Below are 12,344 nucleotides of genomic sequence, written 5' to 3'. Positions count from 1 at the left end.
TTTTTAGCAACCTACAACCACCTTTCATGCACAACCAAACCTTAATTCTGATCCAATGTCAAGATGCCGTTGGATTGGTCGCCAACATTTCAAATACGCTAGCAAAATATCAACTCAATATTGTCACCATGCGTGAATATGTGGATGAAGAAGCCAACAAATTTTTCGTGCGTGTCGTGTGTCACGGGCTCATGTCTGAGCAGAAACAGCTTTCCGATTCCCTTGCCGAAGTACTTCCTCCATCCGCTCAGATACAGATAAACCCCAATAACCGCAAAAAAATCGTCGTCCTCGTGACCAAAGAGCACCACTGCCTTGCCGATATCTTAGTAAGACAACACTTCGAATCATGGGGAGCGGAGGTGCAAGCAGTAATTGGTAATTATGAATCACTACGCTCCTTTACGGAAAAGTTCGATATCCCATTTCATTGTATCTCGCATGAAAACCTAACAAAGGAAACATTCGAAAAACAACTGATCGCACAAATCCAAAACTATCATTTCGATTATATTATTTTAGCGAAGTTCATGCGGATCTTGTCCCCTAAGTTTGTCAGTACCTTTGAAAATAAACTGGTCAACATACACCATTCATTTCTCCCCGCTTTTATTGGCGCCAACCCGTACAAGCAGGCTCATGCAAGAGGAGTTAAGATCATCGGCGCCACAGCGCATTTCGTTACCGACCAACTCGATGAGGGCCCCATCATCGTACAGGATATACGACATGTCAACCACACCTATACTGTAAAAGATATGGTAACTGCCGGAAAAGAAATAGAAAAGGCTGTTTTGAGCAGAGCAATTCGTCTCCTTAGCGAAGATCGTGTGATGCGCAACGATTACAAGACAATTGTATTTGAATAGTGATTACAATCATTTCCCCATAAAACAATCATTACTTTTTTTCAGCGTTATTCTCCATTATTTCGTAAAAGAAATATTTAAGAATGACGCATACTTTTCATATCCCCGTATTAGGCTTAGCTTTCTCCATCGACTCCGCACTTAAGGTCGCACAATACGGTATCTCATCCGTAATGTCTATTGTTGACGATGAACTAATCGAGCGCATGCGCCGCTATTACTGCGGACAATATCAAATCTCTTATCATCCGATCGCTAAAACAGAAGACGATTACCGAGCAAAAAGAATTACGGCCTATCTCAATCTTGTACAGTTTGTGGTCAATAGGCAAATCGAGGCCTTAAAGCGTCAACCATTTACCGAAAATTCAGAACTTACCAAATATTTTCAGCTTTTACCCGATTCACATCCTTCAAAGCCAATTTATCATGCGATGGAGATTGAAAGCAATCGCGCGATTAAAACGGAGCTCCAAGATCTATTGATCAATTACCTCAAAGCGGGAGACATCGATGTTAATATTATGTCCAAAGTAGATAAAATGAATTACCAGGATGGTAACCTATTGGATCAACGTTATTCGGATGCTTCAGCAGCCTTACGAGGTTTTGCCAATTCCACCCTGCATTCCTCTCTTATCCTTTCCGCAGGCATGAATCCACACCTATACGCTTACCTCGCTGAGTTACCGGCTTTCTTCCCCAATAGTGAGGGTTTATTTGACAAAAAGATCGTTTTGAAAGTAAGTGACTTTCGATCAGCGCTCATCCAGGCAAAATATCTCGCTAAGCGCGGTGTATGGGTATCCGAATTCAGAATAGAATCCGGTTTGAACTGCGGTGGTCATGCTTTCGCAACCGATGGTTTTCTTCTGGGGCCAATCCTTCAGGAGTTTAAAGAGAAAAAAGAAAGTCTGAAAACCGAACTTTTCGAGATATACCACGAATATTGGACTTCCCAAGAGCGCTCATTAACAACTCCCCCCATCATCAAGTATACAGTTCAAGGAGGTGTGGGAACTGCTTCAGAACATCAATTCTTGTTAAATTATTATGGATTCGATGCCGTGGGATGGGGATCCCCATTTCTGATGGTTCCCGAAGCAACCACGGTAGATCAAGAAACCTTAAAAGCATTGGAAACTGCCAAGCAAGAAGACTTCTACTGTAGTGGGGCATCTCCCTTGGGAATTCCCTTTAACAATTTCAGAAAAAGTGGCGCGGAGTACCTACGCCTGGACCGTATAAAAAAAGGACGCCCCGGTAGCCCTTGTAAAAAAGAATACCTTATTTCGAACACAGAGTTTAGTGATAAACCGATATGCACCGCATCACGCGCATATCAATACCAAAAGATCCAGGAACTACAAAAACAAAACCTGTCCGCTGCGGAATACGATAAAGCCTTCGACGCCATTACAGCGAAAACCTGTCTTTGTGAAGGGCTCGCAGCACCCGCCTATCTCAAGTACAATATCCAGAAGAACAAAGAACAGACCGCTGTATCCATCTGCCCAGGCCCAAATCTTGTCTGGTTCAAAAAACAATATTCTTTGCGGGAAATGATCGACCATATCTATGGCCGTATTTCAGTTTTTGAAAATGACAACAGACCTTTTATTTTAATTAACGAACTCAACCTTTATATCGATCATATTCAAAAATATGTCACAGACAATAAAAATATCATGAACGATAAAAAGATAAAATATGTAGCCAAATTCAAAGCACAATTACAAGCTGGAATAACCTATTACAACGAGCTTACCCAACATTTATCGCTCATTCCACAAAACATCAGCACAGCGATACCCAGACAGCTTGAACTTGCATCACTACGTTTAAAAGACATACATATTTAACTCCCTGATATAGCTTAAAACAAACACGGGGCGCTTAAATAAGCACCCCGTGTTGTTACCAAAGAATCTTTTGACAAGTCTTATTTCGCTATTTTGCGAAATTTACCAAATACGCCAAGTGGAAGTTTTGGTCCCGCAGTTGCTTGTAAAAACAACTCCCCTATTTCTAAGTTTTCCACTTTTGGAAAAGCCGTCTTAATTAAATTTTCAACAATAACAGAAGAAAAGCCTAATGAATACGTATTTAAAATCAAGAAATGTTCTTTAGGATCCAATAATTGAACGACCTCAGTCATCATTTCCATAATGTGATCTTCCAATTTCCATTTCTCTCCCTTCGGCCCATGTCCGTATGCCGGTGGGTCCAAAATAATCCCATTATACGTATTACCTCTTTTCAGCTCACGTTTTACAAACTTCAAAGCATCTTCAACCACCCAACGAATGTTATCCAAATTGGAAATCTCCATATTTTCATTAGCCCAGGTAACTACCTGTTTAATCGAATCTACGTGCGTTGTATCCGCGCCGGCAGCCTTTGCTATTAAAGATGCTCCACCCGTGTATGCAAAAAGATTTAGAACCTTCGGTTTCTCCGTCTTAAATGAACGAACAGATTCCGAAATATAATCCCAATTTACAGCCTGCTCCGGAAATATCCCGACGTGTTTAAAAGATGTCAAGCCCAATCTAAATTTGATGGCCACGTCGTTATTTTTATATTCGATGTGCCAACGGTCCTGGACCTTCGGATTTTTCTTCAACCATTCTCCAGAAGTAGCCGAACGACCTTTGAATTTGATATGGTAACGCTTGTTCCAATCCGCATCACTCAATGCCTTAGGCCATACAGCCTGAGGTTCTGGTCTGATTAAAATTAAATCACCAAAACGTTCCAGTTTTTCAAAATCACCACAGTCAATGAGTTCATAGTCCTTCCAATGCTGTGGGGTCAATAGTTGTATATTTGTTGCTGCCAAAATCAAAATTTTCCGACAAAACTAAGCTAAATTTCAATAGAAAAGAAATCTGCATGGTGCTAACACAGATCAAATACATAAAACTAAGCGCATTAAAACCCTAGTTTCACCTCTTATTGTCCCATAGATGCCTTAGCACTTTTCATTAATGGACTTGCAAAAACAAAGTTGTTCAATTCTTCCACATCCGATCGCATCATATCCTTATTGGAACCTTCCCAGAATTTTTGTCCCTTATAGAGAAACAAAATATACTCACCGATTCCCATCACAGAATTCATATCATGTGTAACAACGACCGTCGTACATTTCAATTCTTGCGTAATTTTTAGCACCAATTCGTCAATAACAATCGAAGTCTCCGGGTCTAATCCAGAATTGGGTTCATCACAAAAAAGGTATTTGGGGTTCATACTGATTGCACGTGCAATTCCAACCCGCTTTTTCATCCCCCCCGAAAGTTCTGCGGGGAACAGTTTATTTCTTCCCTCCAGATTGACCTGTTCCAAGCAATGATTCGCACGGTCCAATTTTTCCGCTTTGGACATCTCCGTAAACATGTCCAACGAAAACATGATATTCTGTTCGACCGTCATCGAATCAAACAGCGCTGAATTTTGAAAAAGCATGCCTATTTCTTTTCGAATAGGAACACGCTCTTCAAAATTCATCCGAGTAAAATCTTTGCCATCAAAAATCACCTTTCCTTTTTCCGGTTGGTGCAGGCCCACAATACATTTCAATAAAGTACTCTTTCCCGAACCTGACCCTCCAATAATCAAACTCACTTTTCCAGGTTCGAAATTTGCACTGATACCCTTCAGAACATGATTGTCTCCAAATGACTTGTTAATATCTTCGATTTGAATCATAAAATCTTTTTAAAGCATTAATGCGGTTATTACATAATCCGCAGCAAGAATAGTTATACAACCAACGACAACTGCTTCTGTGCTAGCTTGCCCAACTTCCAAAGCTCCCCCCTTCACATTATACCCTTTATAAGCAGATATCGAGGTAATAATAAACCCAAACACAACAGCTTTAACAAGGGCAACTGTCACCGTGAAACCGTTGAAGCCATCCTGAATTCCTAAAATATAATCCGCCTGTGTCACAGCACCCGAAAGTGACCCGCCCAACAGACCGCCAACTAAGGCGCATACGATGGAAATAATAACCAACATCGGAATCATGGTAATACCTGCCAATATTTTGGGTAATATCAAATAACCAGGGGCATTGATCCCCATAATTTCCAAGGCATCAATTTGCTCTGTCACACGCATGGATCCGATCTGCGAAGATATAGACGACCCAATTTTTCCCATTAAAACTAACCCCGAAATCGTTGGTCCCAATTCCAAAATATTTGAATCCCGGTTGATCGAACCAATAATAGAATTTGGGATCAAGTCCGAAACCATCTGAAAGGCAATTTGCATGGTCATAACAGCTCCAATGAAGGTAGAAATAATGACAATAAGTCCCAAAGATCCTATACCAATATCGGTCATTGCCAATACGGTTTCCTTCCAATAAATTCGACCTTTCTCCGGTCTTTTAAAAACTGATTTCAGGAGGATGAGATATGCACCAATGTGATGAAAGATCATATTATCTATTTAATTTCAATGTATTACGCCAATTTTACGACTATACTAAACCAAGTAATCCATTAAAGGTAATTAATTCCAGCAAATATATAAACAAGCGAAAACCCAAAAAGTATACGAAAAACGAAATTACTTACCGATCAATTAGTCACATTTACCGATTTTTTATGTATAATAGCCTAAACATTCATACGGTATCTCTCAAAGCGACTTACTTTTGAGACATATTAACAAACGGAATTAGTTATGAATACACGAAGAATAACAACTGGTATCACCATTCTCTTTATAGGAGTTGTCTTATTATTATCACAGCTCAACACGATTTCTTTCAACTGGGTAGGTATTTTTAGATACTGGCCGTTGTTTATTGTCCTTGCTGGAATTCGTATGCTGGTACCCAAAGACCAACAGATTGGACAGTTTGTCGCCATTGGTTCTACCGTAGTGATTTTAGGTTTTTTGACTTACATAGGGCTGTCGACACCAAAAGAGCCGATTTTAACACAATTACTGAAAAGCAAAGGTGTCAACATCAATATCGACGACCCTAACGACAAAACAAATTATACAACGGAAAAACTCAATGTACCGTTGGACGATAAAATCCATAGCGCTACCTTAAACGTCGATTTGGGGGCCACTTCATTAAGAAATGATAGTAGCACTACGACAGAAATCTTCTCGGCATTTAACACATCAAAAGAATATTTACTGGGCGTAACTGTACATGGAGAGTCCGCAGACAAATTAGATATCAACTTAAAGGGAAAATTCAAAAACAAGGATTTTAACAGCAAAAACAACAATACGTTCATCGCGTTAAACCCCAATATCCTGTGGAATCTGAACTTTGATGTAGGTGCAATTGATGCCAAGTTGGATCTTTCACCCTACAAGATAGAAACATTGGATATCGATGCTGGAGCCACTAGCCTAAAGTTAAAATTAGGACAACCGCTGGCAACAACTAAAATTTCGATGGATGCTGGAGCCTCCTCTATTGAAATCTCCATCCCAAGAAATGCTGCATGCCGCATTACAAGCGACAATGCATTATCCTCAACAGATTATGAAGGCGATTTCCTAAAAAGTGAAGGCGAGGTAAAATCGACGAATTACGATTCGGCCGCTCAAAAATTCGATTTCGACATCAACGGTGGCATCGCGTCAATAAAAATTAGAAGATATTAATTGACAGCCAATTTTTAGTCAAGAAAAGCTAACTTTGTGTTAGATATGGACACAAGTAATATGTTGACATTACCTGGAATCTATTGCAATTCCAAGGTAGATTATTCGAGATGGAAAACGAGGGAAATTCAGATCGGTGATATTCCCATGGGTGGCGATAATCCCATTCGTATTCAAAGTATGACTACAGTAGATACAATGGATACGATGGGCTCAGTTGAGCAGACCATTCGAATGGTTGAGGCGGGCTGCGAATACGTTCGTATTACCGCTCCTAGTATTAAAGAAGCACAAAATTTAGCTAACATAAAAAATGAACTTCGCAAAAGAGGCTATAAGGTTCCTTTAGTTGCTGATATTCATTTTACACCAAATGCTGCCGAGGTTGCCGCTCGTATCGTCGAGAAAGTAAGAGTCAATCCTGGTAACTATGCAGACAAGAAAAAGTTTGATCAGCTATCTTATACCGATGCAGAATACAAGCGTGAGTTAGAGCGCATCTATCAAAAATTCACTCCGCTTGTAAATATCTGTAAGGAGAATGGTACCGCTATGCGTATTGGTACCAACCACGGCTCACTGTCGGACCGGATCATGAGTCATTACGGCGACACCCCCGAAGGGATGGTCGAATCTGCCATGGAATTTATCCGGATGTGTGAAGATCTGAGTTTCTACAATCTCTGTATCTCAATGAAATCATCCAACCCACAGGTCATGGTCAAAGCCTATCGGTTGCTGGTCGAAAAAATGGTTTCCGAAAACATGAACTACCCCCTACATCTCGGTGTAACCGAAGCTGGAGACGGTGAAGATGGTCGTGTAAAATCTGCCGTTGGTATCGGAACACTTTTGGAAGATGGGCTCGGTGATACTGTACGTGTATCGTTAACCGAAGAGCCTGAACGGGAAGCTCCAGTCGCCATAGCACTTGTCAATAGATACAGTAAAAGAAAGGCAAACATCGAGAGTCAACCCAAACAAGAGATTGTTGAGCTCTCTCCAGACGCACCAAATGTTCCTTATGCCAGCCAGGAAATTAATACCTTTATCGGAGGCTCTTTGGTACCAAGGATTGTGGTCGACATTTCTAAAGAAAATCTGAAAGACGCTCAGATCCTTTCCAAAGCTGGCTATCGCTATGATATCCTATTAGATAAATACCACATGGGTGAGCAGTCTGTAGACTTTGTCTATCTCGCAGACAATTTGCCATCCTTTACCATGCCGGCAAATCTGAAGCAAGTATATAACTACAACACCTGGTCAAAACTTACCGATCAAACTAATATTCATCCCCTCTTTACCTTAGACGAATTTGTAAAGTCGGACAACAAGGATAAAGTCCTGAATATGGTCAAAATCTGTAATTCAGATTTGTTAACCCCGCTGTTTGAATCCTTGCAACTCGACAAAACTGTTGTGTTCATATTAGAGACAGGGTACCTGCATGGTATGGCAGATCAAAGACAGTTCTTCCGAAACCTGCAGGAAATCGGGATCGACAATCCAGTCATTATCAAACGTTCTTATCTGGAAGAAGACTTCTCAGGACCTATTGGTGATTTTATGAATCCCGAAGAACCTATTTCAAAAATACAGCTTTATGCCGCTACGGATTTAGGTGCATTATTGATCGATGGATTGGGGTCAGGAATATGGATAGACTCTCCGGCAACGGCATTAGAAAACATCGCCTCGCTTTCTTTCGGAATTTTACAGGCAACACGATCTAGAATATCCAAGACAGAATATATTTCCTGCCCAAGCTGTGGAAGAACTTTATTTGATCTCCAAGAAACTACACAGATGATCCGTAGCCGTACCAATCACCTAAAAGGCTTAAAAATTGGCATCATGGGCTGTATCGTTAATGGACCTGGAGAAATGGCAGATGCTGACTATGGTTATGTTGGAGCGGGACCTGATAAAGTGACGCTATATAGAGGTCAGCAGATCGTTAAGAAAAATGTAAGTTCCGCACATGCCTTAGACGAATTGATCAAGATCATTCAAGATGATGGACTGTGGATCGAAGAAATACAACAAGACTAGAATTAACAAATGAAGTTTTACATAAAACAGTAAAGGGAATCATCTGATTCCCTTTACTGTTTTATGTATACGAATGAACTGACATTATATGTTATCTTCTTATCGAACAGAAAATCTTTTCACCACAGTTTCTGAACCAGCGACTACTCGTACAAAGTAAAACCCTGTCGTTAATTTTCCGCCATGCTCAAAGGAAAGATTTTGAATTCCTGAATCTAGGTTGCCATTCATTAATTGGAGAATCTCATTGCCCAATGCATCCATTACTTTAATAGAGACACTCGACGATTTTGCCAATTTAAATGAAAGATTTATTTGTTCCGCAATCGGATTATAGAAAACCTTCACATTATTGATAAGTTTCTCTGTGTCCTTGATGTTGTTGTCTTCCCCGAATGCCTCACTGCCGTCCAAAATATGTTGCGCAATAGTATGGTCATAAGGAGACTTTGCATACACCCGAGACACCCCGCTGCACAATGTCAGTGCGGATAAAAGTGTTAAACAAGCTGCTTTAAGTAGATTTCTCCCCATAGTGTTAAATTAGACTTCAAATACTGGTTACGGTTTAATCAAATATAACGCTAACTATTTGAATTATCAACAACAAAGTTAGTATTTTGTTTAAAAGTTTTTCAGCAAATAGATTCATTCTAAGTTTCTTTTAACAAATTTTAACAGCTCTTGCGCATGTCAAAGTAAATGCTAAAATTTGGCGCAGGAAATGTACCTACATAAAGTACAGGCAAAAAGTATATTTTTGCAGTATATTTTGAAATAAAATAATTGATAAATGGCAGACAACAGTCATCACAACAGTATCAACAAGGTGAGCTTCGCCGGATTATTGATCAGTTTAGGAATCGTTTTTGGAGATATCGGAACCTCTCCATTGTATGTTTTCAAAGCAATCATGGGACAAGGAGCCATTCAAAAAGACTTAGTCTTGGGCGGGCTATCCTGTGTTTTTTGGACACTGACCCTCCAGACAACAGTAAAGTACGTTTGGATCACACTGCAGGCGGACAATAAAGGTGAAGGCGGTATTCTATCCCTTTATTCATTGGTGCGCAAACGTGCCCCTTGGTTAATTTTCCCAGCGATGATAGGTGCAGCAACCTTATTAGCGGACGGAATGATCACCCCTGCCATCACAATATCTTCGGCTATTGAGGGTTTAGATCTTAAATTCCCTGGATTACCTACAGTACCAATCGTTGTTACAATTATCTCCTTATTGTTTATTATTCAACGATTTGGAACATCTGTAGTAGGAAAAGTTTTTGGTCCGTTGATGACGATCTGGTTTACGATCATCGGTGTAATCGGTTTATCCCATCTGCACCTCGCTCCGGAAGTGATGAAAGCAATCAACCCCTACTATGCCTTCCATATTTTAATTACTTACCCCCATTCACTGTTATTGATCGGAGCAGTATTTTTATGTACTACAGGCGCCGAAGCATTGTATTCGGATATGGGACACTGTGGCAAAAACAACATCCGTATTAGCTGGATCTACGTTAAAATCACCCTTGTATTGAATTACTTTGGTCAAGGGGCTTGGTTATTGACGCAAGAAGGGCGCGTTCTAGGTGGAGCAAATCCCTTCTATTCGATTATGCCCGATTGGTTTATAGGCTATGGTATTGCTATCGCAACGATTGCAGCGGTCATCGCCAGTCAAGCGATGATATCTGGCTCCTATACCTTAATTTCGGAAGCAGTACGTCTGAATATATGGCCGAAAGTCGCTATTCGCTACCCAAGCGAGCATAAAGGACAGTTATATGTACCATCCATCAATTTAATTTTATGGGTCGGCTGTATGATTGTTATCTGGGTTTTTGAAGAATCTAGTCGAATGGATGCAGCTTATGGTCTTGCGATCAATTTAACCGTTTTGATGACCACGGTATTAATGGGTTATTTCCTCGCCATGAAAAAGGTCAATCGCGTGCTAATTGCTATATTTTTAGTTGCTTATTTTGTAATTGAATTAACTTTCTTAGTAGGAAATGGTGTCAAAATAGCCCACGGTGGTTGGTTAACCCTTATGCTCGCTACGGCATTATTCGTAACGATGTACTGCTGGTACACAGCGCGAAAAATTAAAAATCGTTTTGTCAACTTTATCAATATCAATAAATATTACCCAATTATCTCCGAATTAAGTGAGGACAAATCGGTTCCCCCATATGCATCACATTTGGTATATCTGACAAGTGCAAATTTCAAATCCGAGATAGAGGCTAAAATTATTTATTCAATCATTAATAAAAAACCGAAGCGTGCGGATGTGTATTGGCTGGTCCACGTTGATGTGATGGATCATCCACATACAAAAGAGTATTCGATCGATCAGCTTATCCCGGGTAAGTTAATACGCGTTGATTTTAAACTTGGCTTTAGAGAAGAACAGCGCATCAGCCTACTGTTCAGAAAAGTAGTGGAGGAAATGGTAAAAAAAGGTGAAATTGATATTACCAGTCAATATGACACCTTGCGTAAACACAATATTCCAGGAGACTTTAAGTTTGTTGTTTTAGAGAAAGTACTCTCCAAAACCAACCAAATGACATGGGTAGAAAAGGTAATTATGGACATTTATGGTTACCTCAAAAAAATGAGTTTGTCCGAAGAAAAAGGTTTCGGTTTAGATTCCAGCTTTGTTACAATTGAGCGGGTTCCACTCAATTTTCCACAGACTTCAGAGGTCCATCTCATACGGAAAGATTAATACTCCTCAAGGTGATGCGCAAGCATCACCTTTTTTATTCAATAGAATTGCATTACTTTTGTTGCAAATAATACATCATGGCAGACGCTAATCCAAAAAAGAAATTACACCCTAGAAATAGACATCTCGATAACTATAATTTTGAAGAATTGAGCAAAGTCGAACCTTCGCTCAAAGATTTTGTTATAGAAAATGCTTATAAAGTAAAATCCATTGACTTTAACAATCCCGATGCTGTAAAGACATTAAACAGAGCCCTTTTAAAAAAATATTACCACATTCAACATTGGGATATTCCCAAAGAGAATCTTTGCCCCCCTATTCCGGGCCGAGCAGATTATATTCATTATATCGCAGACGTGCTTGCAAGAGACAATAATGGTGAGATTCCAAAAGGTGGAAATGTTCATGTCCTTGATATCGGTGTTGGTGCAAATTGTATCTACCCCATCATCGGGCATCAGGAGTATGGATGGAGCTTTGTAGGATCTGAAATTATCAAGAGCGCATACAAAAATGCGATCGAGATAACGCGGACAAATATGAGCTTAAAAAAGAGCATACAAATCCGTCTACAAAATAACCCGAAAGCCATATTCAACGATATTATCCTCCCAGGTGAGAAATATGATGTGGTGATCTGTAATCCCCCATTTTTCAGCTCTCAAACCGAGGCTTTACAGCAGTCCATCCGAAAGACTACAGGCATTAAAGAAGCTAAAATAGACGAAAAACCTGTCACACAAGCATTTTCTGGACAAGGAAGCGAGTTGTGGTGTGATGGTGGTGAAAAAGCTTTCTTGTCACGCATGATCTTTGAAAGTCAATTTCACAAAGATCAAGTAAAATGGTTCACAACATTAGTTGCTCACCGTGAAGACATTCGCTTTCTACAACACAAACTAAAGAAAATAAATGTAAAAGAGACCGAGGTGATCCGCATGGAACAAGGCAATAAGGTAAGCCGAATCCTTTTGTGGAGATTCTAATACGTCCACGATATTCAAAGAAAAGGAGCTATCTGATAA

At 39.9% G+C, this 12,344-nt stretch carries 10 protein-coding genes; 6 read left to right on the top strand and 4 right to left on the bottom strand.

Annotated features, from left to right (window positions below; genetic code table 11):
- Nucleotides 1–26 precede the first annotated feature (26 nt).
- Entirely contained in the window at nucleotides 27–869 is an 843-nt protein-coding gene (gene purU, locus OK025_RS11400) for a formyltetrahydrofolate deformylase (RefSeq protein ID WP_317669554.1), read from the top strand.
- 83 nt (nucleotides 870–952) lie between these two features.
- Nucleotides 953–2,731 (top strand): hypothetical protein, encoded by a 1,779-nt coding sequence (locus OK025_RS11395; protein ID WP_317669553.1) that lies wholly within the window; start codon nucleotides 953–955, stop codon nucleotides 2,729–2,731.
- Nucleotides 2,732–2,811: 80 nt separating this feature from the next.
- On the opposite strand, the gene OK025_RS11390 is transcribed toward OK025_RS11395, so the two are convergent.
- The 3 genes from OK025_RS11390 to OK025_RS11380 form a co-directional block, all read right to left on the bottom strand.
- Nucleotides 2,812–3,717, bottom strand: coding sequence for a class I SAM-dependent methyltransferase (locus tag OK025_RS11390; RefSeq protein ID WP_317669552.1), 906 nt, complete (start codon nucleotides 3,715–3,717; stop codon nucleotides 2,812–2,814).
- A 107-nt stretch (nucleotides 3,718–3,824) separates the two neighbouring features.
- Nucleotides 3,825–4,583, bottom strand: a complete 759-nt coding sequence (locus tag OK025_RS11385; RefSeq protein WP_075994183.1) for an ABC transporter ATP-binding protein — start codon at nucleotides 4,581–4,583, stop codon at nucleotides 3,825–3,827.
- A gap of 9 nt (nucleotides 4,584–4,592) precedes the next feature.
- Nucleotides 4,593–5,327, bottom strand: coding sequence for an MlaE family ABC transporter permease (locus OK025_RS11380; RefSeq protein WP_046671950.1), 735 nt, complete (start codon nucleotides 5,325–5,327; stop codon nucleotides 4,593–4,595).
- A gap of 246 nt (nucleotides 5,328–5,573) precedes the next feature.
- On the opposite strand from OK025_RS11380, the gene OK025_RS11375 reads away from it, so the two are divergent.
- On the top strand, nucleotides 5,574–6,521 hold the full coding sequence (locus OK025_RS11375) for a LiaI-LiaF-like domain-containing protein (protein ID WP_317669551.1): 948 nt from the start codon (nucleotides 5,574–5,576) through the stop codon (nucleotides 6,519–6,521).
- A gap of 45 nt (nucleotides 6,522–6,566) precedes the next feature.
- Nucleotides 6,567–8,576, top strand: a complete 2,010-nt coding sequence (ispG, locus tag OK025_RS11370) for a (E)-4-hydroxy-3-methylbut-2-enyl-diphosphate synthase (RefSeq protein WP_317669550.1) — start codon at nucleotides 6,567–6,569, stop codon at nucleotides 8,574–8,576.
- Between the two features lie 99 nt (nucleotides 8,577–8,675).
- Here ispG and OK025_RS11365 read toward each other — a convergent pair whose 3' ends face one another.
- A complete protein-coding gene (locus tag OK025_RS11365) occupies nucleotides 8,676–9,110 on the bottom strand; it encodes a T9SS type A sorting domain-containing protein (RefSeq protein ID WP_317669549.1) in 435 nt (144 codons plus the stop codon).
- Nucleotides 9,111–9,369: 259 nt separating this feature from the next.
- Here OK025_RS11365 and OK025_RS11360 point away from each other — a divergent pair, with 259 nt between their 5' ends.
- Both OK025_RS11360 and rlmF read left to right on the top strand, forming a co-directional pair.
- Entirely contained in the window at nucleotides 9,370–11,316 is a 1,947-nt protein-coding gene (locus OK025_RS11360) for a KUP/HAK/KT family potassium transporter (RefSeq protein WP_317669548.1), read from the top strand.
- Between the two features lie 77 nt (nucleotides 11,317–11,393).
- Entirely contained in the window at nucleotides 11,394–12,305 is a 912-nt protein-coding gene (gene rlmF, locus OK025_RS11355; protein ID WP_317669547.1) for a 23S rRNA (adenine(1618)-N(6))-methyltransferase RlmF, read from the top strand.
- Nucleotides 12,306–12,344: the final 39 nt, after the last annotated feature.

Origin of the sequence: Sphingobacterium sp. UGAL515B_05 (genome assembly GCF_033097525.1) — a bacterium.
GTDB lineage: Bacteria > Bacteroidota > Bacteroidia > Sphingobacteriales > Sphingobacteriaceae > Sphingobacterium.
This window is presented reverse-complemented; position numbering and strand designations above follow the sequence as displayed.